Here is a 22,101-nt window from a genome sequence, read left to right on the forward strand (position 1 = left end):
ATGGGAATCCGACTGGGATGCATCGCCGACGACTTCACCGGCGCCACCGACCTGGCCAACAACCTGGTGCGGGCCGGCATGCGCGTGGTCCAGGTGATCGACGTACCACCGGACGGCACCGGCCTGCCGATGGACGCCGACGCCGTCGTCGTCGCGCTCAAATCGCGTACCGTACCGGCCGCAGAAGCCGTCGAGGCGTCGCTGCGGGCACTGGAATGGCTGCGGTCCCTGGGCGCCGAGCAGATCTACTTCAAGTACTGCTCCACCTTCGACTCGACGCCTGCCGGGAACATCGGGCCGGTCACCGAGGCCCTGATGGACGCGGTGGGCGCCGACTTCACGATCGCGACGCCCGCGTTTCCCGACAACGGACGCACGGTCTTCAAGGGGCACCTCTTCGTCGGTGACGTACTCCTCGGCGAGAGCGGCATGCGCCACCACCCGCTCACCCCGATGACCGACTCCAACCTGGTCAACGTCCTCGGCGCGCAGACCGGGCGTACGGTCGGCCTCATCGACCACACCGTCGTTGCGGGCGGTGCCGGGGCGATCAGGGCCCGCATCGACGACCTCCGCAAGCAAGGCATCGGGATCGCCGTCGTCGACGCCGTGTCCAACGACGACCTCGTGCGCCTGGGCGAGGCGGTCGGGCAGCTGCCCCTGGTGACCGCCGGCTCCGGCCTGGCGATCGGACTGCCCGCCAACTGGGAGTTCGAGCCGTCCCGCGCCGCCGCGCAGCTGCCACCGGCCGGTGGCCACCAGGCAGTCGTCTCCGGATCGGTCTCCGCCGCCACGAACAGCCAGGTGCTGGAGTTCCTGCGCAGCGGCCGGCCCGCGTTCAGCGTGGACCCGTTGCGTATCGCGGCCGGTGAGGACGTGGCGGGTCAGGCCCTGGCCTTCGCCGGATCGCACCTGGCCGACGGACCGGTCCTCGTCTACTCCACCGAGGCGCCCGACGCGGTCCGAACCGTCCAGGGCCGGCTCGGCGCCGCCGAGGCCGGAGCGCTCGTGGAGCAGACCCTCGCCCGCATCGCCCAGGGGCTCGTGGAGCAGGGAGTCCGCCGGCTCGTCGTCGCTGGCGGCGAGACATCGGGAGCGGTCGTCCAGGCGCTCGGCATCACCGGGATGCGGATCGGACCGCAGATCGACCCCGGTGTGCCGTGGTGCGCGGCGGCCCTCCCCGACGGGGACACGCTCCACATCACCCTCAAGTCCGGCAACTTCGGTGGCCCCGGCTTCTTCACCACCGCGTTCGCCCTCCTGGACGAGGAGGCCGCGTGACCCGGCTCCCCGACACCGCCGTGGACGAGGCCCGCGCGGAGATCGTCCGGGTGGGCACCAGCCTGTTCGGCCGCGGATACGTCCACGCCAGTGCGGGCAACATCAGCGCCCGCGTCGGCGACAGTTTTCTGATCACGCCCACCGACGCCGCTCTGGGCTTCCTCGAACCCCGGCGCCTCGCGCTGGTCGACGACCGGGGCGAGCAGACCGGCGGCGACCGCGCCAGCAAGACCCTGACGCTCCATCGGCGTATCTACGCGGCCGACCCCACGGCCCGGTTCGTCATTCACACCCACTCCACGCACCTGGTCGCGCTCACCCTGGCCGGTGTGTGGAAACCGGACGACGTGCTCCCGCCCCTCACGCCCTACTACGTGATGAAGGTCGGCCACGTCCCGCTCGTCCCCTACCACCGGCCCGGCGACCCACGCGTGGCCGGACTCGTGGACGGCCTGATCGCCGGCCGCGCAGCGAACGGCACACCGATCAGAGCCGTCCTGCTCGACCGGCTGGGCCCCGTGGTCTGGGGCCCCGACGCGGCGACCGCTCTCGCCGTACTCGAAGAACTGGAGGAGACCGCACGTCTCTGGCTCCTGACCGGCCGCCGGCCGGAGCCACTGCCCGCCCACGCGCTCGACGAACTGAGGGACACGTTCGACGCCGCGTGGTGACCGACTCCCGCTCACCCGAGAATCCCCTGAGCCGCACGAAGGGTTTCCGCCATGTCCATCCCCGTCACGAAGCCAGAGGCCCCCGACCTCGCCCGTGAGAACGCCGTCTTCCGCAAGGTCGTACGGCGCATCGTCCCCTTCCTGATCCTCTGTTACGTCTTCTCGTACCTGGACCGGGTCAACGTCGGCTTCGCGAAGCTGCAGATGTCCGACGACCTCGGGCTGAGCGAGGCCGCGTACGGCCTCGGTGCCGGCCTGTTCTTCATCGGGTACTTCCTCTTCGAGGTCCCCTCGAACCTGATGCTCCAGCGCATCGGTGCCCGTACCTGGATAGCCCGGATCATGATCACCTGGGGTCTGGTCTCGGCGTCGTTCGTGTTCGTCACGAACGAGATGACGTTCTACGTGCTCCGCTTCCTCCTCGGAGCCGCGGAGGCCGGGTTCTACCCGGGGGTGATCCTCTACTGCACGTACTGGTTCCCCTCGCACCGCCGTGCCCGCGTGATCGCGATGTTCATGTCGGCCATCCCGGTGGCAGGCATCTTCGGCAACCCGCTCTCCGGCTGGATCATGGACACGTTCGACGGCGTCAGCGGCTGGAACGGCTGGCAGTGGATGTTCCTCATCGAGGCGATCCCCGCGCTCATCATCGGTGTCGTCACGTTCTTCTACCTCGACAACGGTGTGCGCAGCGCGAAGTGGCTCACCGAAGAGGAGAAGACCGTCGTCGAGCAGGCGATCGCCAAGGACGCCGAGCACCATTCGGTGCACGGCCGCGTCCTGGACGCCTTCCGTGACCGCAAGGTGTGGCTGATGTGCCTCATCTACTTCTGCTTCATCATGGGCCAGTACGCCCTGACCTTCTGGATGCCCACGTTCATCGAGTCCACCGGCATCGAAGGCGGCCTCGAGATCGGCGTGCTCAGCGCCATACCGTTCGTGGCCGCGCTCATCGCGATGAACCTGTTCGGCCGCTCGGCGGACAAGCGCCGCGAGCGCCGCTGGCACCTGGTCGTCCCGAGCCTCATGGGCGCCGTCGGATTCGCGCTGGCCGCGAGCTGGAGCGGCTCGACCGTGCTGTCCCTGATCGCGCTGTCCTTCGCCGCGGCCGGTGTGCTGACCTGTGCGCCGCTGTTCTGGTCGCTGCCCACCGCGTTCCTGGGCGGTACCGCGGCCGCGGCCGGCCTCGCGGCGATCAACTCCGTGGGCAACCTCGCCGGCTTCGTCAGCCCTTACATGATCGGCGCGGTCAAGGACGCCACCGGCTCGACCTCGCTGCCGATGTACATCCTGGCGCTCAGCCTCGTCATCGGCGCCGGCGCGGTACTCACCACCAAGAAGCAGACCGTCAACCGCTGACCGTCAACCGCTGACCGGGTCAGGCCCCGGTCCGAAGTACAGGAGCAGGCACATGCCGAGGTTCGCCGCGAACCTGTCCATGATGTACACCGAGCACGACTTCCTCGACCGCTTCGCGGCGGCGTCGGCCGACGGCTTCCAGGCCGTCGAGTACCTCTTCCCCTACGCGTACGAAGCCACCGCCCTGCGCAGTCGGCTCGACGACCACGGCCTGCGGCAGGTGCTCTTCAACGCGCCTCCCGGAGCGTGGGATTCCGGGGAGCGCGGGATCGCTGCGCTCCCCGGGCGCGAGGCGGAAGCCCTCTCCGGGATCGACAGGGCACTCGACTACGCGGCGGCGCTCGGCTGCCCGCGCGTGCACGTGATGGCCGGTCTTGTGGAGCCGGGCGCGACGCCCGCGCAGTCGTCCCGGCACCGCGACACCTACCTGGCCAACCTCGCCCGGGCCGCCGAGCGGGCCGCCGCGGTGGACGTCGACATCCTGATCGAACCGATCAACGGCCGGGACATGCCCGGCTACTTCCTCAGTACACAGGCCGAGGCCCACGCCGTGGTGCGGGAGGTGGGAGCCCCGAATCTGCGGGTGCAGCTCGACCTCTACCACTGCCAGATCACCGAGGGCGACCTCACCACGACCCTGCGCCGTGACGTACCGACCGGACGCGTCGGCCATCTGCAGATCGCGGGCGTGCCCGACCGGCACGAGCCCGACCAGGGCGAACTGAACATCCGTCATCTGTTCGGCGTCATCGACGACCTGGACTTCGACGGGTGGATCGGCTGCGAGTACAACCCCCGGGCCGGTACGAGCGAGGGCCTCGGCTGGCTCAAGGGCTACAAGGACTACACAGGAGACAACGCATGAGGATCGTCATCACGGGTGGCTTCGGCTTCCTGGGACAGCAGGTCGCCGCCGCACTGCTCAAGAAGCGGACGTTCCGCGGTACGCCGGTCGACGCGCTGGTGCTCGCCGACCGCTTCGTACCGCAGGAGTCGCCGATGGCGGCCGACCCGCTCGTGGACATCGTGCGGGGCGATCTGACCGACCGTCTCGACGAGCTGTTCGCGAAGCCGGTGGATGTGCTGATCCACCTCGCCTCCGCGGTCTCCTCCGAGTGCGAGGCGGACTTCGACCTCGGCATGCGGGCCAACGTGGACACGACGCGCGCGCTGCTCGAAGCAGCCAGGGCGCAGTCGGCCGACGGCGGGCCGACGGCGCGGGTGGTGTTCTCCAGCAGTGTCGCGGTCTACGGCTCCGACTCCGCGCTGCCGCTGCCGCAGGTGGTCAGCGAGTCGACCCTGCCCACGCCGCGGTCGAGTTACGGGACCCAGAAGCTCGTCTGCGAGCAACTGGTCGCGGAGTACACGCGCCGCGGCTTCGTCGACGGACGCGTCACCCGCCTGATGACCGTGTCGGTACGGCCGGGCAAGCCGAACGCGGCGGCCTCCAGCTTCCTTTCGGGCATCGTCCGCGAGCCTCTCGCGGGCCTCCCGGCGATCTGCCCGGTGAGCCCCGGCCTCCGGGTCGCCCTCGCCTCGCCGCGGCGCACCGTCGAGGGAATCCTCCGCGTCGCCGAGGCCGAGCGCGGCGACGGGCCCGGCCTGCTCGACGGCGGGGTGCCGGTCAACCTTCCGGCGCTCACCGTCACGGTCGCCGAGATGCTGGACACCCTGCGACGGGTGGCAGGCGAAGCCGTCGCCGGACTCGTCACGATCGCACCCGATCCCGGTATCGAGGCCATCGTGGGCTCGTGGCCCGCCGCCTTCGACAACGCGCGCGCCCTCGCGCTCGGCCTGGAGTCCGACCCGAGCTTCGAGTCGGTCGTACGGGACTATCTCGACGACCACGCCGACGCGGTCACGGCCGGTGCGCTGCACGAAGCCGGAGCCGCGGGGTCCGCGCCGATAGACTGAAGACCATGTTTTCCAAGGTGAGTGGTTCCGTCCGGCTCTCGGACCGGGTCGCGGCGATCCTCTCGGAGGAGATCGAGTCCGGGCGGCTGGCGGAGGGCGACAAGCTGCCGACCGAGGTGGCGCTGGGCAAACAGCTCGGCGTCAGCCGCACGGTGGTGCGCGAGGCCGTGTCCAGGCTCCGCAACGCGGGCCTGGTCGAAGCGCGCCAGGGGGTCGGGGTGTTCGTGATGCCCCGGCGCACCCGGCCGCTCGACCTGGAGAGCGCCGACACCAAGTCCAAGGTGCTGCAGATCGCTGAGGTGCGCCGTGCCATGGAGGGCGAGGCGGCCTACCTCGCCGCGACCCGTGCCACACCGGCCGACCTCGCCCGGATGCGCCTCGCCCTGGACGCGATCGACGCGGCGGTCGCGGCCGGCGGCGACGGCGTGGACGAGGATCTCGCCTTCCACCGGTCCATCGCCGAGTCGACCGGGAACGCGGTGATGGTCTCGACGGTGCGCTACCTCGGAGAGGTGCTGCGCAGCGGCATCCGCGTCACACGCGCCAACGAGGCGCGCCGGGACGACTTCATCGAAGCGGTACGGCAGGAGCACCACGCCATCCTGGTCGCCATCGAGGCCGGCGACTCCCGGACGGCGCGCGCCGCCGTGCGCCGGCACATGAAGCACGCGGCCCGCCGGCTCCAGGAGGCGGACGAGCGCTTCTGGACCGAGACGGACGACCTCGAAGTGGATCTCGACGCCGCTCCCTGACGCGGTCCGAACGCGAGGCCCTAGGGTGATCGCAGAGGTTTCGGACCTGGGGGATGGGACACAGCGGCATGGAATTCACCACGCGGCACGGCTTCGGCATGGCCTACGACGACCTGGGACCGTCCGGCGGACTGCCCGTCGTCCTCGTGCACGGGCATCCGTTCGACCGGAGCATGTGGCAGCCGCAGGTGGAAGTGCTCGTACGGGCCGGTTTCCGGGTGATCGCGCCGGATCTGCGCGGCTACGGCGCCAGCGGCGTCGTACCGGGCCGCACCCTGCTGTCGGACTTCGCGGACGACATCGCCGTACTCCTCGACCACCTCGGGGTGGAACGGGCGGCCGTCTGCGGGCTGTCCATGGGCGGGCAGATCGCCATGGAGTTCCACCGCGCGTACGGGAAGCGGGTCCTCGGTCTTGTCCTCGCCGACACCTCGCCGCTCGCCGAGACCGAGGAGGGCAGGGTCTTCCGTAACGCCATGGCCGACCGGCTGCTCGCCGAGGGGATGGGCGGGTACGCGGACGAGGTCATCGACCGGATGCTCGCCCCGTACAACGTCACGGAGCTGCCGGAAGTCGCCGCCCATGTCCTGCGCATGATGCGCGGCACCGCGCCCGAGGGGGCCGCCGCCGCCCTGCGCGGGCGTGCCGAGCGGCCCGACTACCGGGAGTCGCTGGCGGGCGCCGGGGTGCCCGTCCTGATCGTCGTCGGCGCAGACGACGGCTACACGCCGGTCGAGGACGCCCGGGTGACGCACGGACTGATCCCGGGCTCCGGGCTCGCCGTCGTGGACCGGGCGGGCCACCTGCCCAACCTGGAGCAGCCGGAGAGGTTCAACGCGGCCCTGCTCGGGTTCCTCGCCTGCCTGTGAGCCTGCCTGTGAGCCCGATCAGGACTCCTGGAGCGGCTTGGCCATGCAGATGCTGCTCTGGTAGTCGCGGTAGTGGCCGAACTTCGAGCAGGTCTCGTAGCCGCTGGAGGTGTACAGGGCGATCGCCTCGGGCTGCCGGTCGCCGGTCTCCAGGACCATGCGCGTACGGCCCGCGGCGCGTGCGTCGGCCTCCAGGGCGGCCAGGATGCGGCGGGCCAGTCCGTGTCCGCGGCCCTCGGGCACCACGAACATCCGCTTGATCTCGGCGTCGCCGTCGGAGTAGCCCTCCTCGTTCCGCTCCTGGGAGCGCCAGCCGCCGGTGGCCACGGGGCGGTCGGACTCGTCGTAGGCGAGGAGGTACAGCCCGTTCGGGGGGTCGAACATGGTGGCGTCGAGGGGGGTGACGTCACCCCCGTCCCCGTAGCGCTCGATGTATTCGAGCTGGACCTGGTCGTTGAGCTTGACGGCATCGGGGTGGTCGAAAGGCCGCGTCTGGATATTCATACGGAACATGGTACATGTATGCGATCTGGCGATCCGGGGATCCGGGCCTGTCGGTATTGTTCCCTGATGCTCACTGTCACCAGCGTAAATGTGAATGGACTCCGGGCCGCCGCGAAGAAGGGCTTCGTCGAGTGGCTGGCGGAGACCGAAGCCGACGCGATCTGCCTCCAGGAGGTCCGCGCGGAGCCGCAGCAGCTCCCCGCCGAGGTGCGGGAGCCGGAGGGCTGGCACGTCGTGCACGCACCCGCCGCGGCCAAGGGCCGGGCCGGCGTCTCCCTCTATACGCGGCACGCGCCGGAGCGGGTGCAGACCGGCTTCGGCGGATTCGCCGGGGCCGAGGGTGCGGAGTTCGACGCCAGTGGTCGGTACGTGGAGGTCGACCTGCCGGGCGTCACGGTCGCGAGCCTCTATCTGCCCTCCGGTGAGGTCGGCACGGAACGGCAGGAGGAGAAGGAGCGGTTCATGGCCGTGTTCCTGCCGTATCTGAAGGGGCTCAGGGAGCGCTCGGCCGCCGAGGGCCGCGAGGTCCTGGTCTGCGGCGACTGGAACATCGCGCACCAGGAGGCCGACCTGAAGAACTGGAAGGCCAACAGGAAGAGCTCCGGATTCCTGCCGGAGGAGCGCGCCTGGCTGACCCGGGTCTTCGACGAGGCGGCGTACGTGGACGTCGTGCGAGCCATGCATCCGGACGCCGAGGGGCCCTACTCCTGGTGGTCCTACCGGGGTCGCGCCTTCGACAACGACTCGGGCTGGCGCATCGACTATCAGGTGGCGACCCCGGGGCTGGCCGCGCGTGCGGTCAAGGCGTGGGTCGAGCGTGCCGCCACGCACGGGGAGCGGTGGAGCGACCATGCGCCGGTGACGGTCACGTACGAGCGGTGACCCCGGCAGTCGGAGGGCGTGACGCCGTGGGCCGGAGCTCTACGGTAGTGATTCGGCCATATCTGGCTGTGAGTCAACTGTCGTAGACCGGACGCGCGTTCGTGTCGTACTACTGGTGCAGCTGAGCTGAGCTGCTCCGGAAAGGTACGGCCATGACGGGTGAAGCCACACACTGCTGGATCATGGTTCTCGACATCGAGAACTTCAGTACGCGCCCCGATCCGGTGCAGCGGTCGTTGCGGGGAACGATGTACGAGGTCCTCGAAGCCGCGCTGGCCCGGGCGGGTGTGGAGCTGGGTGACATCTCCTTCGAGGACCGCGGTGACGGGGTCCTCATGATCGTCTCGGGGGCGGTCGCGCCGGCCGCGCTCGTGGGGCCGTTCGTCCGTGAACTCGACGAGGAACTGGTCCAGTGCGCAAGGATGTTCAGCCGGGCGTACGCCATGCGCTTCCGGCTCGCGCTGCATCAGGGGCTGGTCACGAAGGACCCGCAGGGGTGGTCGGGCGACGCGGTCAACACGGCCTGCCGGCTCGTGGACGCGGGGCCGTTGCGCGAGGTGCTGAGTGCCGCGGAGTCGTCCCGGATGGTCTTCGTCGTCTCCGACGAGATCTACCGCGGCCTGGTCCGGCACGCGCATCGCGGGATCGACCCGGCGGCGTATCTGCGGATGCCGTTCGCGGCCAAGCACGGGCTGACGATCGAGAGCTGGGTGACCGTCCCCGGGCTGCCCGCGCCGCCCGGCCTGACGGCGACGGCGCCACCGGCGGGGGCCCGGCGCGGTGGGCGGTCGGCGCAGGCCCAGCCACCGGGTCAGTCCGGTCGGGCGCGGGGGAGCGGCCGCGAGCAGCGGGACCGCAGCGGCGGCTCGGGAGGGCAGCCGCACTCGTCGGGCCCGGGGGAGGCGCGGGAGGCGCGGGAAGTCCAGGACGTGCAGGACGTGCCGGAAGCGCAGGCCGCGCCTCCGTCCAGTCCCGCCCCGCCCACCGTGAGTTTCACCGCCGGGGTCGTCCACGGTGACCAGGTGGCGGGCAACAAGACCGTCTCGTACGGGACTTCACGTCCCGAGAGGCGGCCATGACCACAACGACCGGGGGAGCTCCGCCCGCCGGTGCCGCAGGGGGGAGCGGCCCGGCGGGCGGTACGGGGGGTCCGACGGGTGGTGCGGGCGGTTCGCCCGCACCACCCGGACCGGGCCAGGGAGCGGGTCCGGGTCCGGGTGCCGGTCAGCCGCCGCCCGCCGGTGGGGACCAGCCGGGCGGGGGCGGTCCCCCGCAGAGTGGCGGGCCCGACAGCGGGGGCCAGCCCACCCCCACACCCTCCGGTGCCGGGCCGGAGGCTTCGGAGGCCACCGGGCAGCTGGGCCAGGGCTCGATGCGCCACGGCCATCTGCAGAACGCCTTCGCGAACGTCCAGGGCGATGTGGTCGGCGGGAACAAGTACGTCCTCGTCGACGGCGGACGCAAGGAGCCGCGCGTCCTGTCCCCGCTCATCGACGAGCGGGTGCGGCACGCGTACCACGAGCCGGCGGAGTTCGGCGCGGCCCGGGAAGCCCTCCTCCGGCAGAAGATCATCATCCTGCGCGGGGCGCCCGGGTACGGCAAGAGCGCCCTCGCCGTCCGTCTGCTCCAGGGCGCCTGCGAGGGGCCCATCCACCACCTGGACAGCAAGGTCGCGCTCGCCGCGCTCGCCGACAGTCTGGAGAGCGGCGCCGGCGGCATCGAGAGCGGCGTGGGCTTCCTGCTCGACCAGCCCGCCGACATCGGCAACCTCAGCGGCGAGGTCTACGAGAAGGTCCAGGGGGCGCTGTCCCACGCGAACGCCTGGATGGTCCTGACCGTGGCGAGCACGGAGGTCGCGGACAGCGAGCTGCTCGCCGGGGTGCTCGACCTGACCGAGGTACCGGACACGCTGGCCGTGACGCGGGCCCATGTGCGCTGGCGGCTGGGCGCGCGCCACGCCGACCGGCTGCTGGCGCGGGCGGACGTCAACGAGCTGCTGGGCGAACTGCTCGCCGGTGACCCCGCGTGCCGGCAGGCCGCCGAGCTGGGGGCGGTGCTCGCCGACGACTACGAGGCCGGTGAGCTGGACCCGCAGCGGATCAGGGAGAGCCGTAACCGGCTGGCGGACGAGGACTTCGAGATCTGGGTCGAGAGTCTGCCGGACCGCTCGACCCGCTGCTTCGCGCTCGCGCTCGCCGTGCTCAACGGCCTGCCCCAGGAGAACGTCGCCCAGGCCGCCCGCACCCTGGAACAACTGCTGGACGACAAGTCCCCGTACCTCAGAGCGCCGGGACCCGACGGCCGCCTCCCCCATGTCCACGACCCGTTCGCGCAGCCGCGCCGGAGACGGCTGGCCCGCCTGCGCGCCCGCACGGTCGGCAAGCAGCGCCAGGCGGGCCGCACCGTGCAGCGGGACCGCGGCGAGCCGGGGGACGCCCTGGAGTACAAGGACCCCGGCTATCCGCCGCGCGTCATCCGGCACGCCTGGAACCAGTACGGCATCCAGACGGAACTGCTGGAGTGGCTGACCTCTCTGGTCAACGACCCCGCCGAACAGGTGCGCATCTACGGCGCCGCGTCCCTCGGCGTCATAGCCGCCGAGTCGTACACCTATGTCTGCGACCACCTCCTGCACGCGTGGGCGCACAGCGAGGACGCCAAGCTCCGGGACGCCGTGGCCTACGCCCTGTCCGTCGGCTGCGAGGACGCCTGGGTCAAGGAGCAGGCGGCGGTGCTCGTCGAGGCGTGGCTGGTCGACCGGACCGCGCCGATGGGGCAGGCCACGGCGGCACGCGTGCATGGCATGGGGGTGCTCGGGGACCGCTCGGAGGAGGAGCTGGGCCGGCTCGCGGTGGTGGACCACTGGACGGTCGCGGTGGCCGTGGGGCGCAGCTTCACCGACCTGCTGGCGGACGATCACGAGCGGGCGGAACGGACTCTGCGGGTGCTGCGGGACGGAGCGGCGAAGCACCAGGCCCGGCCGACTGCGCTGCTCGCCTTCCTCATCGTCTGCTCGCAGTTGATCGTGGACAGCGGCGAGTGGCAGACCGGTGGCGTGGTGCCCGCCTGGCCAGCCCTGCTCTATCTCGCCCACACGAGGGAGGGGATGAGGGAGGCGTACGTCGGGCTGTGGCGCGACGCGCTCAACCATCTCTTCCTGCGCGAACGGGCCGAGCAGGTGATCGGTGACTGGGCCGCGCAGGCCGAGAAGGACGTCCGTCTGCGGGACATGTTCCTGCTGATGATCGGCGCGATCGCCTACCAGGACCCGCGTTCGGGCCAGACCCTGCGGCGCTTCGCCGAGGGCTGGACCGACCCGGAGAACCTGGCCCCGCTGCCGGTCGTCGCCGCCGCCGTACACGCTCGACTCGACCTGGAGCACGTGACATGACGCTCTCTCTCATCCTGAACAACGGACAGCCCGTGGTGCGCCGCCGTGCGGGGAAACTGGAGAACCTGCCGCCGAGCGTGGCGATCGTGTACCCGGTCGAGCACGGCCCGTGGGAGACCGAGACGAGGCGGGACCGCTCGCCGACGCAGCGCTTCCTGCACGCGAACAAGGACTGTTACGTCGTCGACCTGAGCGACCACCGGCGTACCGGAAGGCTCTCGAACACCCCGCTGACCTGTAGTGACGGCGGGCACCGCTTCGAGGCGACCTTCGATGTGGGGTTCCGGGTCCATGACCCGGTGCAGGTGGTCCGCGGGAACGTCCGGGACGCCCTCGCCGTCGTCTACGGCTATCTGACCGCCCGGATGCGGGTCTACGCGGCGCAGTTCGCCATCGACCGGGCGGTCGACGCGCAGGACCACATGAACCGCGCCTTCGCCACGGCCATGCCGCTGCCCGAAGGGATCACGATCTACCACTGCACGGTCCTGATCGAACCGGACGCGGCGGCGCGCGTCTTCGTGCAGCAGCTCCTGGAGGCGGAGCGCGGCCGCGTGCTCGGCCGGGAGAAGCACCGTACGGCCGAGGGCCAGACGCACAGCGGTGAGCGGCTCAAGGACATCCAGCACGAGGCGCGGATCAGGCGCGAGCAGCAGGAACGCCAGGTGCTCGCCGGGCTGCAACTGGACTTCAGGGGCATGATCCTGGAACACCTGGCCAAGCATCCGGCCGATACGGAGCAGGCCATGAACCTCCTGATGCGCCTGGAGGAATCGAAGGTCGCCCGGGCCGAGATCCGGGAAGAGCGGCATGTCGAGATGGTCAAGTACCTGATCGAGAAGGGCGTGGTCAGGGAGATCGATCTGCCGGGTCTGCGCCGGGGGGCGCTGGGCGGCGCGGCCGGGATGGACCCGCTGGCCGCACCGCTGCCCCTGCCGCTCCAGCTGTCGGGCCCCGGGGGCGGCGGGCAGGGGGCCGGCGGGGGGCCGGGACCGGCCGGTCAGCAGGTGCCCGCGCCCGTGCGGTGGGGCGGCAGCGGTGGCTCGCAGACCCCACAAGTACCGCAGTCCCCGCAGAGTCCGCAGTCCCCACAAGCACCGCAGTCCCCGCCCGCCACCGGGCTGATGCCGGTCTATGTGGTCCTCGACGTCTCACCGGGGGCCGCCGGTTGCCGGATCGAACTGGCCAATGCCCTGCGGTCCTTGCAGACCGCGCTGGTCAACAGTCCCGACGTGGCCTCGGCGATCAGGGTCTCCGTCCTCACGTACGCGGAGGGCGCGGAGGTGCTGATGCCGCTCGTCGAACTGACCTGGGGAACCTCCGTGCCCGAGCTGGTGCCCGGTACGGCCTGCCGGTACCGGCCGGTGTTCCAGCGCCTCCTGGAACTGCTGCCGCTCGACATGGAGCGGCTCAAGGAGCAGGTACCGAGGGTCCTGCGCCCCGTCGTCTTCTTCCTCACGGCCCAGCCGGCCGAGGACGGCGGCGACTGGCCGGCCGTCCACGCGGAGCTGATGCGGCACCACTACCACCCGCACCTCGTCGTCTGCGGTATCGGAGCGGCGGCCCGGCCCGACCTGACCGGACGCCTGGCGAGCCTGCCGGAGCTGGGTGTGGTGGCCGTGCCCGGTTCGGACCTGTCCGAGTCGGCGGTGCGGTTCTCCGTGCTGCTGCAGAACACGGTGCTGCACCTCGGGCGCAGCGCGCTGGCGGGGCGGATGGAACTTCACCTGGAGTGCCCGGAGGGACTGACCCCCGGCACGACACTTCCGTAAGCAGAAAGGGAAACACAGTCATGGCCGAGACTCTGGGGCAATTGCTGCCGGTGTACGTCCTGGTCGACGAGTCGGGATCGATGAACCCGTACGTCGGTGATCTCAACGCCGGTATGGCCTCGCTGCACCAGTCGCTGCTCGGCGAGCCGATGGCGGCGGCCAAGGTGCGGTTCTCCGTGCTCGGCTTCTCCAACTCCGTTACGGAGCGCCTGATCCTCGCCGATCTGCGGGCGGAGAACGAGCTGCCCCGGCTCACCGCCAGTGGTGGTACGAGTTACGAGGCGGCGTTCAGCGCGCTCCTGCGGCGGATTCCGCAGGACGTGCAGACGCTCAAGAGCCAGGGCTACCGGGTGCACAGGCCCGCCGTGTTCTTCCTCAGCGACGGGCAGCCCAACTACGGGGAGGACTGGCAGGCGGCGCATCGCCGGCTCGTCGACCGTGCGACGACCAAGGCGGCTCCCAACATCATCGCCTGCGGGATCGGCGAGGCGCAGGAGCAGACCATCCTCGCCGTCGCCACCCAGGCGCAGTTCGCCTTCATCTCGCTTCCCGGGGCCCAGCTCGGCCCGGCGATCGCGAAGTTCTTCACGGCCCTGACCAAGAGCGTGGTCGAGTCGGGGAACGCGATGGCGGCGGGCAGTGCGGAGCTGGTGGTGGAGCGGCCGGAGGGCTTCCGGATCCTGATCGACGAGGTGTGAGGTGTCGCCCATGTCATTCCGCCACCGGAAGGACGAGCCGGATCCGGACGAGAGGGATACCCAGCGGGGCTCCGGGGGCTCCGAGGGTGCTGGGAGGTACGGGGAGCCGGTGTACGCCCCGCAGCCCTATCAGCCTTATGTGCAGCGCGAGTTGACGGAACCGCCACCGCCCTCTCCTCCACCGCCGCGCCCCCAGCACGCCCGGCCGCCCCGTCTTCCCGCGCGGCGGCAGCCGGTGATGTCCGGTTACTGGGACCGGATCCCCGTGGGCAGGCCCACCTCCGTCTTCGAGCCGAAGCCGCCGCCATCGGATCCGTACCGCCCCGACACGGTGTACGACGGCTGGTCCACCCCGCACCTCACGGTGCGGCTCGCCTCCGTGCGCGGGGACGCGCACCGTTTCGACGGCAGGCCCCGGCAGGACGACCTGATCGTCGCCGTGCACGAGCCGACCGGGACGGTGGTGTTCGCGGTGGCGGACGGGGTCTCGGGCGCTCCTGACTCGCATGTCGGAGCCGCGCTGGCCTGCCGGACCGCCGTGCGCGATCTGCTGACCCAGCTGGACGAGGACCGGGCGGAGCCCGACTGGGAGCGCGTGCTGAGCGCCGCCGCCTGGCAGCTGTTCATGCGTGTGACGGGCGGCGCCGAGCCGACCGCCGCGCAACGGGCCGAGACGCAGCGGAAGCTGGCCACCACGCTGGTGGCAGGAACGGTCACCGCACGGCCCCACGGGGAGCTGGACGTCCACCTGGTGCAGATCGGCGACACCGCGGCGTGGGAGTTCCGCGACGGCGTGTACCGCCCGCTCCTCGCGAGCAAGGGGGGCGACGACGGCGACTCCGTCGTCACCTCGGCCGTCCTGGCCCTGCCCCGGGTCCCGGCCGGTCCGCGGGTGTGGCGGCACGTTCTGCCGCCGGACGCGACGCTGCTCGTCGGCACGGACGGTTTCGGGGACCCGTTGGGCGACGGTTCGGGGCAGGTCGGCGTGCTGATGGCCGATGCGCTGATGCGTCCTCCCCGGGAGCCCCGGATGCTGGCCCATCTGCTGGACTTCTCCCGGGAGACCTTCGACGACGACCGCACCCTTCTCGCGGTCTGGCCGCGCCACCGGCTGGAGGAGCAGCGGCCATGAGCGATTCCCCGGGGTCCGCGCCGGACATCTCCGTGGACAGGCTGGTCAAGGGGGACGAGCTCGGTTCGGGCGGCGAGGGCCAGGTCTGGGCCGTCACCAACTTCCGGATCAACAACAAGTGGCCCATGGCGTACAAGGAGTACAAGGCCGGGAGCCGCCAGCGGCTGCGGGCCGACGTGCTCGGCGACATGGTCGGCTATCTGCCGAAGCAGCCGGCCGCCACGGGCGAGTGGCTGAGCGAGCACACCTCCTGGCCGCTGATGCTGGTGACCGACCAGGCGGGCGTCTGTGGCTATCTGATGCGCCAGATCCCGGACGCGTTCTTCATCGAGCCGTCCCGGGGCGCACCCGTGAAGGCGGCGGGCTTCGAGTTCCTGCTCAACGGTGACGCGTACCTCAACCGGATCGGGCTCGCGGTCACCCCGCGCCAGCGCTTCGAACTGCTGCTGGACTTCGCCAGGACCCTGGACCGGCTGGACGGCATGGGGGTCGTCCTGCGGGATCTCTCCCCGAAGAACGTCCTCTTCTCGCTCCGGCCCCGGACGAGCTGCTTCGTCATCGACTGCGATTCCATGGTGCTCGGCGGCCGGGAGGCGCTGCCCGCGACGCAGACCGTCGGGTGGAGTCTGCCGGAGGGCGAGCGGACCGACACGGCCGAGAGTGTCGTCCACAAGTTCTCCCTGCTCGCCGTGCGGCTGTTCCTCGGCGAGCAGGACGGTGCGGATCTCGGCCCGCTGCGCCGTGCGGACCCGGCCGTGGCCGCGCTCGCGGAACGCGGTCTGTCGCTCGATCCTGCCGCGCGGCCCGCGATGGCCGCCTGGCTCGGTCCGCTGTCCGCAGCGGCGGAGTCGGCTGCCGCCGTACCGAACCCGCAACCACCACCACCCCCACCGCCTTCTCCCGTTCCGCAGGGCCCGCAGCGTGCCCACACACCGTCGACCCACCTCAGCCGCCCGCAGGTGTCACCGCAGCGCCCGAAGGGCCGGGCGGGACGCGTGCTCGCCACGCTCGCCGCACTCGCCCTGTTCGGGGCCTGGTCCCTGGACCTCGGCCCGTTCGAGGACGGCGGCGGTACGGGCACGAGCACGAGCTCCGAGCGTACGAGCGGGGGCACGGCCGGCGACTCTTCGACGGCCGACGGGAGCGAGAGCGCGAGCGCGGAAGGGGACCGCGAGGCGCAGGCGAACGCGCTGGATTCCCTGGTGCGCGAGAACGACGGCAACCGCGGCAGCGTCGCGGCGGCGGTGACGGTGCTCACGAACTGCCCGGGGTCCGGGGAACTCGCCTCGGCCAAGGACGTGTTCGACGAGGCAGGTGACGAACGGGACCGACTGGTACGGGAGTTGGAGGCCCTGTCCGTCGACGAGCTGCCCTCCGGAGTCACCTCCGACCTGAGGGCCGGCTGGGAGGCGTCGGCCGCGGCCGACCGTGCCTACGCGCGGCTGGCCGCCGACATGGCCGACGGCTGCACCAGGGAGCAGGTGACGTCCTCGTCCGACTGGGACGAGGCGACCGAGCAGAACACGCTCGCGACCACGGCGAAGAAGGACTTCGTCGCGGGCTGGAATCCGGTGGCGGAGGAGTACGGACTGCGGACGCTCGCCTGGGACGAGGTGTGAAGGGACCGCGCCCTACAGGCCCCCGGCCTGCTGCTTCAGGGCGTCGGGGTCGTCGATGACCAGCCGGTTGCGCCCCGTGGTCACCCAGCCGCTGCCGCGCCACTGCTCGAACACGCGGCTGACCGTGCGGCGCGAGGACAGGACGAGGCCGGCCAGATCGTCCTGGGAGAGCGGGAGCGCGATCTGTACGGAGCCCGCGGCCGTGCGGCGCCCGTAGACGCCGCCGAGTTCCAGCAGGAGCGCGGCGAGGCGGGCCTGTACGGCGTCCGAGCCCGCCGCCGCCCTGTGCCGGTCGGCCTCGCGCAGCCGTGCGGACAGGACCTGCTGCCGGGCCGCCGTGATGACGGGCAGGGTCCGGGCGGCGGTGTCGAAGGCCAGGGCGGGCACGACGAGTGCGTCGACCGGGGTCAGTGCGGTCAGGGTCGCGGACCTCGGGCCGCCGTCGAGTCCGGCCTGTTCGCCGAGCAGGTCGCCGGGGTTGCGCAGGGCGAGGACGGCGAGATAGCCCTCGGCGGAGTGGGCGGAGACCTTGACGCAGCCGCGCCGCACGACGAGCAGGTGGTCGCTGATCTCGTTCTGCTGGAGCAGGTGCGTCCGGGGGGCGAAGCCGCGGAGGTGGCCGAGGCGGGACAGCTCGGCCCGCGCGGGCTCGTCGAGCAGGGACCAGAAGGGGGCGCTGCCGGGGCGCCGTGGCACCGGGACGGTCATGCGCCCGCCGTAGTGCCTGAGGAGCCCGGGGGGCGGGTGTCCTCGTCGCGGCGCAGTCTCCGGTCCAGCGCCATGGAGAGCTCCGCGTCCATCACGGCCCGTGCCAGGGGCCGGAGCTGGGCCGGTTCCTGCTCGGCGATGTGGGCGCGCAGGACCTCGACGAACAGCTCGGCGAGCGCGTCGGCGTGTTCGCGGACGCGGCGGCCCGTGGCGAGCACCGTGGCGAGCGGCACCCCTTCCCGTACGAGCTCCGCCGACACGTCCAGGAGGCGGCGGCTGATGTGCACGATCTCGTCGCCGTCGGTGCCGAGGTAGCCGAGGTCGAGGGCTGCGGCGAGATTCTCCGGGGTGGCCTCGCCCTCGAAGTAGTCGGCGAGCTGCTCGGGGGTGAGGCGGACCGGGGTCTCCTCGGTGGGTTCGCCCAGGCCGAGGACTTCGGCGACATCGCGGCCACTGTCGAAGGTGGCGGCGAGGTCGGCGATGCCGTTGAGGGTGTGGCCGCGTTCCAGCAGGCCCGTCACGGTGCGCAGGCGGGCGAGGTGGTGGTCGTCGTACCAGGCGATCCGGCCCTCGCGGCGGGGTGGTGGAATAAGGCCGCGCTCCCGGTAGAAGCGCAGGGTCCGTACGGAGATACCGGCCTCCTTGGCCAGTTCCTCCATGCGGTACTCACGATGCTCGCGTCCTTCTGCCACAGGGGCACCCTATGTTGTACCGCCGGTAACTTTCCTTGGTCCGACCCCTACCCATCAGTACGCGGGCTGCTCTACCCTCCCAACAATGCCAGTGATTGCTGGCAGAGTCGTGTGACGTACCGCAGGAGGCGGCAGCATGGCCCAGCACGAGCACGTACGAGTGGCGGTGATCGGATCCGGTTTCGGGGGCCTCGGTGCCGCTGTCCGGCTGCGCCGCGAAGGCACCACCGATTTCGTCGTCCTTGAACGGGCCGATTCGGTCGGCGGCACCTGGCGCGACAACAGCTATCCGGGCTGCGCCTGTGACGTACCGTCCCACCTCTACTCGTTCTCGTTCGCCCCCAACCCCGAGTGGCCGCGCACCTTTTCCGGGCAGGAGCACATCCGTGCCTACCTGGACCACGTCGCCGACACCTTCGGGCTGCGCCCGCACATCAGGCTCAACCACGAAGTGACCCTCATGCGCTGGGACAACGACGAGCTGCACTGGCTCATCGAGTGCGCCAACGGTTCCACGATCACCGCCGACGCCGTCGTCTCCGCGACCGGTCCGCTCTCCGACCCGAAGATGCCCGACATCCCCGGGCTCGCCGAATTCCCCGGCAAGGTCTTCCACTCGGCCCGCTGGGACCACGACTACGACCTGACAGGCAAGCGCGTCGCCATGATCGGCACCGGTGCCTCCGCCATCCAGATCGTCCCGGCCATCCAGCCGAAGGCCGCCAAGCTGACGCTCTTCCAGCGCACCCCGCCGTGGGTCATGCCCCGGATGGACCGGGCCATCAGCGGCGCCGAGAAGTGGCTCCACCGCACCCTGCCGCTGACCGGCACCGCGCGCCGCGGACTGCTCTGGGGCATCAGGGAGTTGCAGGTCAGCGCCTTCACCAAGCACCCGAACCAGCTCGGCCTGGTCGAGCGGATCGCCAAGTCCAACATCGCCAAGTCGATCAAGGACCCGGCTCTGCGGGCCAAGCTGACGCCCTCGTACCGCATCGGCTGCAAGCGCATCCTGCTGTCCAGCGCCTACTATCCGGCGCTCGCCCAGCCCAATGTGGACGTGGTCGCCTCCGGTCTGACCGAGGTGCGCGGCTCGACCGTGGTCGCCGCCGACGGTACGGAGACCGAGGTCGACGCGATCATCTTCGGCACCGGCTTCCATGTGACGGACATGCCGATCGCCGACCGGGTCGTCGGCGCGGAGGGCATCACGCTCGCCGAGCACTGGAAGACGGGCATGAAGTCGCTGCGCGGTGCGACCGCGGCCGGCTTCCCCAACTGGATGACGATCATCGGACCCAACACCGGGCTCGGCAACTCCTCCATGATCCTCATGATCGAGTCCCAGCTGAACTATATGGCCGACTATCTGCGCCAGCTGGACGTCCTGGGCGGACGCGTCGCGCTCGGCGCGCGGCCGTCGGCGGTGACGGCGTGGAACCACCGGGTCCAGGAGCGGATGAAGCGCACCGTGTGGAACACCGGCGGCTGCACCAGCTGGTACCTGGACTCCGAGGGCCGCAACACGACCGTCTGGCCCGGGACGACCGGCGAGTTCCGCAAGGAGACCCGGACGGTCGACCTGGCGGAGTACGAGGTGATCCGGGTGAGGACGGCTGAGAAGACCAGGACCACCGCGGCCGAGGAGGCTGTCGCATGAGCCGGCTGCTGCGGCGCGAGGACGCCCCGCCCGTACCCGCACGCGAACTGTCCGTGGTCTCCGCCGACGGCTCGCGCATCCACGCCGAGCTGCACGGCCCCGAAGGCGCACCCGCGGTCGTGCTCGCGCACGGCTGGACGTGCGGCACCCACTTCTGGGCCGCCCAGATCCGGGACCTCTCCGTCGACCACCGGGTCATCGCCTACGACCAGCGCGGACACGGCCGCTCACCCGAGGGCGCTGTCGCGGACTACAGCACGAACGCCCTCGCCGACGACCTCGAAGCGGTGCTCGCCGCGACGCTCGCACCCGGCGAGAAGGCCGTGCTCGCCGGGCACTCCATGGGCGGGATGACGCTGATGGCCGCCTCGCGGCGGGCCGGGCTCCGGGAGCACGCGGCGGCCGTACTGCTGTGCAGCACCGGCAGTTCGCGGCTGCTCGCCGAGTCCCTGGTCGTCCCGCTGAAGGCCGGCGCCGTCCGGACCCGGCTCACCCGCGCCGTACTCGGCGCGCGGGCGCCGCTCGGACCGGTCACGCCGCTGTCGAAGCGGATCCTCAAGTACGGCACCATGGGCGCCGGTTCGGCGCCCGAGCGGGTCGACATCTGCGCCCGGATCGTGCACGCGTGTCCGCGGCGGGCCCGGGTGGCGTGGGGGCATGTGCTCGCGGACCTCGATCTGGACACGGGCGTACGGGAGTTGAGGGTGCCGACCGCGGTGATCGCGGGTACGGAGGACCGGCTGACCCCGCCCGTGCACGCGCGGGCGGTCGCCGCGGCGCTGCCGCAGAGCCTGGGACTGACCGAGCTGGCAGGCATGGGCCACATGACACCGGTGGAAGCACCGGAAGTGGTCACGGCGAAGATCCGGGAACTGGTGACCGAGTACGTCACGGTGGCAGCCACGGGCAAGGAGGAGGTCGCATGAGCAACAAGCGGAGTCTTGAGGGGCAGGTCGTCGTCGTCACCGGCGCGGCGCGCGGCGTGGGCGAACTGCTGGCCCGCAAGCTGTCGGCGCGCGGAGCGACGCTGGCGCTGGTCGGCCTGGAGCCGGACGAGCTGAAGCAGGTCTCCGAGCGGCTGCACGGGGAGAGCGGCCACTGGTACGCGGACGTCACCGACCATGTGGCGATGGCCCGGGTCGCCGAGGAGGTCAAGCAGCGCTTCGGCAAGGTCGACGTGGTCGTCGCGAACGCGGGGGTCGCATCGGGCGGGCCGTTCGTCGACTCCGACCCGGAGGCGTGGCGGCGGGTCATCGAGGTCAATCTGATCGGCGGGGCGGTGACCGGGCGGGCGTTCCTCCCGGTGCTCATGGAGAGCCGCGGGTACTTCCTCCAGATCGCGTCGCTGGCCGCCATCACTCCGGCGCCGATGATGACGGCGTACTGCGCGTCGAAGTCGGGTGTCGAGGCGTTCGCGCACAGTCTGCGGGCCGAGGTCGGCTACCGGGGTGTGCGGGTCGGCGTCGGTTATCTGTCCTGGACGGACACGGACATGGTGCGGGGCGCCGACGAGGACGACGTGATGCGGGAGCTGCGGCAGCGGCTGCCGTGGCCCATGAACCGCACGTACCCGCTCGGTCCTGCCGTGGACCGGATCGTGGCGGGCATCGAGCGGCGTTCCTCGCATGTGTACGCGCAGTGGTGGCTGCGGGGGATGCAGTCGATTCGCGGCTACCTGCCGACGGTCATCGGCATCGGGGGGCAGCGCGAGATGGCGCGTTTCGGGGACCGGCTGGGCAGTGTCGGCACGGGTCTGGTGGGCGCCGGGGGAGCGGCCGACCAGGCGGCGCGTACGGAGAGTAAGTGATCGAAATGCGCGGAATGTCCTAGCGTGTAAATCTGGTCGAGGCCCCACCGGGGCCACACCCCAAGCATCCACATAGGAGTGAACAGCATGGGCATCGCCGACCAGTTCAAGGACAAGGCGCAGGAGCTTGCCGACCAGGCCAAGCCGCAGAAGAAGCAGGGCGACAAGCAGCGGGGCGAGGCGCGCGAGCGCTCGGCCGAGCAGTCGGAGCGCCGCCCGGACCAGTCCGGGATGCGTGACCGCGCCCAGGACATGACGGACGAGGCGCGCGAGCGTTTCGACCGTTGATGTCCGCGGCCTGATCACCTGCGCGTTGCGCGTCTGCGCGCCCGCGCATGCAGGGGCGCACCCGGTCTACCGGGTGCGCCCTTCCGCGTGCCCGCCCCCCAGCCG

21 protein-coding genes are annotated in these 22,101 nt (G+C 71.2%); 18 read left to right on the forward strand and 3 right to left on the reverse strand.

Annotated features, from left to right (window positions below; all coding sequences use genetic code 11):
• The 7 genes from otnK to ACWGO0_RS30610 all read left to right on the forward strand — a co-directional run bounded on the left by otnK (nucleotide 1) and on the right by ACWGO0_RS30610 (nucleotide 6,846).
• On the forward strand, nucleotides 1–1,281 hold the full coding sequence (gene otnK / locus ACWGO0_RS30580) for a 3-oxo-tetronate kinase (RefSeq protein ID WP_453542221.1): 1,281 nt from the start codon (nucleotides 1–3) through the stop codon (nucleotides 1,279–1,281).
• On the forward strand, nucleotides 1,278–1,952 hold the full coding sequence (locus tag ACWGO0_RS30585; protein ID WP_453542224.1) for a class II aldolase/adducin family protein: 675 nt from the start codon (nucleotides 1,278–1,280) through the stop codon (nucleotides 1,950–1,952). Before otnK ends, ACWGO0_RS30585 begins: the two co-directional genes overlap by 4 nt.
• Nucleotides 1,953–2,003: 51 nt before the next feature.
• Nucleotides 2,004–3,311 carry an MFS transporter gene (locus tag ACWGO0_RS30590; RefSeq protein WP_453542227.1) on the forward strand — a complete coding sequence of 436 codons (1,308 nt, stop codon included), beginning with the start codon at nucleotides 2,004–2,006 and terminating at the stop codon, nucleotides 3,309–3,311.
• A gap of 52 nt (nucleotides 3,312–3,363) precedes the next feature.
• Nucleotides 3,364–4,176, forward strand: a complete 813-nt coding sequence (gene otnI, locus ACWGO0_RS30595) for a 2-oxo-tetronate isomerase (RefSeq protein WP_453542230.1) — start codon at nucleotides 3,364–3,366, stop codon at nucleotides 4,174–4,176.
• Nucleotides 4,173–5,225, forward strand: a complete 1,053-nt coding sequence (gene denD, locus ACWGO0_RS30600; RefSeq protein WP_453542233.1) for a D-erythronate dehydrogenase — start codon at nucleotides 4,173–4,175, stop codon at nucleotides 5,223–5,225. The genes otnI and denD overlap by 4 nt, the downstream gene beginning before the upstream one ends.
• A 5-nt stretch (nucleotides 5,226–5,230) precedes the next feature.
• Nucleotides 5,231–5,977, forward strand: a complete 747-nt coding sequence (locus tag ACWGO0_RS30605; protein WP_453542236.1) for a FadR/GntR family transcriptional regulator — start codon at nucleotides 5,231–5,233, stop codon at nucleotides 5,975–5,977.
• 68 nt (nucleotides 5,978–6,045) lie between these two features.
• Nucleotides 6,046–6,846 (forward strand): alpha/beta fold hydrolase, encoded by an 801-nt coding sequence (locus tag ACWGO0_RS30610; RefSeq protein WP_453542239.1) that lies wholly within the window; start codon nucleotides 6,046–6,048, stop codon nucleotides 6,844–6,846.
• 18 nt (nucleotides 6,847–6,864) lie between these two features.
• On the opposite strand, the gene ACWGO0_RS30615 is transcribed toward ACWGO0_RS30610, so the two are convergent.
• Nucleotides 6,865–7,350, reverse strand: coding sequence for a GNAT family N-acetyltransferase (locus ACWGO0_RS30615; protein WP_453542242.1), 486 nt, complete (start codon nucleotides 7,348–7,350; stop codon nucleotides 6,865–6,867).
• Between the two features lie 66 nt (nucleotides 7,351–7,416).
• On the opposite strand from ACWGO0_RS30615, the gene ACWGO0_RS30620 reads away from it, so the two are divergent.
• The 7 genes from ACWGO0_RS30620 to ACWGO0_RS30650 all read left to right on the forward strand — a co-directional run bounded on the left by ACWGO0_RS30620 (nucleotide 7,417) and on the right by ACWGO0_RS30650 (nucleotide 16,844).
• Nucleotides 7,417–8,232, forward strand: a complete 816-nt coding sequence (locus ACWGO0_RS30620) for an exodeoxyribonuclease III (protein ID WP_453542245.1) — start codon at nucleotides 7,417–7,419, stop codon at nucleotides 8,230–8,232.
• A 152-nt stretch (nucleotides 8,233–8,384) separates the two neighbouring features.
• Nucleotides 8,385–9,311 (forward strand): hypothetical protein, encoded by a 927-nt coding sequence (locus ACWGO0_RS30625; protein WP_453542248.1) that lies wholly within the window; start codon nucleotides 8,385–8,387, stop codon nucleotides 9,309–9,311.
• Nucleotides 9,308–11,623 carry a hypothetical protein gene (locus ACWGO0_RS30630; protein ID WP_453542251.1) on the forward strand — a complete coding sequence of 772 codons (2,316 nt, stop codon included), beginning with the start codon at nucleotides 9,308–9,310 and terminating at the stop codon, nucleotides 11,621–11,623. The genes ACWGO0_RS30625 and ACWGO0_RS30630 overlap by 4 nt, the downstream gene beginning before the upstream one ends.
• Nucleotides 11,620–13,395 carry a vWA domain-containing protein gene (locus ACWGO0_RS30635; RefSeq protein WP_453542254.1) on the forward strand — a complete coding sequence of 592 codons (1,776 nt, stop codon included), beginning with the start codon at nucleotides 11,620–11,622 and terminating at the stop codon, nucleotides 13,393–13,395. Before ACWGO0_RS30630 ends, ACWGO0_RS30635 begins: the two co-directional genes overlap by 4 nt.
• Nucleotides 13,396–13,415: 20 nt before the next feature.
• Nucleotides 13,416–14,093: a vWA domain-containing protein gene (locus tag ACWGO0_RS30640; RefSeq protein WP_453542257.1), complete on the forward strand. Its 678-nt coding sequence runs from the start codon at nucleotides 13,416–13,418 to the stop codon at nucleotides 14,091–14,093.
• Nucleotides 14,094–14,331: 238 nt separating this feature from the next.
• A complete protein-coding gene (locus tag ACWGO0_RS30645; RefSeq protein WP_453542260.1) occupies nucleotides 14,332–15,225 on the forward strand; it encodes a protein phosphatase 2C domain-containing protein in 894 nt (297 codons plus the stop codon).
• Nucleotides 15,222–16,844 (forward strand): hypothetical protein, encoded by a 1,623-nt coding sequence (locus ACWGO0_RS30650; RefSeq protein ID WP_453542263.1) that lies wholly within the window; start codon nucleotides 15,222–15,224, stop codon nucleotides 16,842–16,844. Before ACWGO0_RS30645 ends, ACWGO0_RS30650 begins: the two co-directional genes overlap by 4 nt.
• A gap of 12 nt (nucleotides 16,845–16,856) precedes the next feature.
• Here the strand turns inward: ACWGO0_RS30650 and ACWGO0_RS30655 are convergent, their stop codons facing one another.
• Nucleotides 16,857–17,552 carry a Crp/Fnr family transcriptional regulator gene (locus ACWGO0_RS30655; protein WP_453542266.1) on the reverse strand — a complete coding sequence of 232 codons (696 nt, stop codon included), beginning with the start codon at nucleotides 17,550–17,552 and terminating at the stop codon, nucleotides 16,857–16,859.
• The gene (locus ACWGO0_RS30660; RefSeq protein ID WP_453542284.1) at nucleotides 17,549–18,211 is read right to left on the reverse strand and encodes a MerR family transcriptional regulator; all 663 of its coding nucleotides are present in this window, start codon (nucleotides 18,209–18,211) and stop codon (nucleotides 17,549–17,551) included. Before ACWGO0_RS30660 ends, ACWGO0_RS30655 begins: the two co-directional genes overlap by 4 nt.
• Before the next feature lie 169 nt (nucleotides 18,212–18,380).
• On the opposite strand from ACWGO0_RS30660, the gene ACWGO0_RS30665 reads away from it, so the two are divergent.
• The 4 genes from ACWGO0_RS30665 (at nucleotide 18,381) to ACWGO0_RS30680 (ending at nucleotide 21,996) form a co-directional block, all read left to right on the forward strand.
• Nucleotides 18,381–19,901: a flavin-containing monooxygenase gene (locus tag ACWGO0_RS30665; RefSeq protein ID WP_453542268.1), complete on the forward strand. Its 1,521-nt coding sequence runs from the start codon at nucleotides 18,381–18,383 to the stop codon at nucleotides 19,899–19,901.
• Entirely contained in the window at nucleotides 19,898–20,827 is a 930-nt protein-coding gene (locus ACWGO0_RS30670; RefSeq protein WP_453542271.1) for an alpha/beta fold hydrolase, read from the forward strand. The genes ACWGO0_RS30665 and ACWGO0_RS30670 overlap by 4 nt, the downstream gene beginning before the upstream one ends.
• On the forward strand, nucleotides 20,824–21,708 hold the full coding sequence (locus ACWGO0_RS30675; RefSeq protein WP_453542273.1) for an SDR family oxidoreductase: 885 nt from the start codon (nucleotides 20,824–20,826) through the stop codon (nucleotides 21,706–21,708). Before ACWGO0_RS30670 ends, ACWGO0_RS30675 begins: the two co-directional genes overlap by 4 nt.
• Before the next feature lie 87 nt (nucleotides 21,709–21,795).
• Entirely contained in the window at nucleotides 21,796–21,996 is a 201-nt protein-coding gene (locus tag ACWGO0_RS30680; protein WP_453542287.1) for a hypothetical protein, read from the forward strand.
• Nucleotides 21,997–22,101: the final 105 nt, after the last annotated feature.

The organism is Streptomyces sp. NPDC055749 (assembly GCF_053617235.1).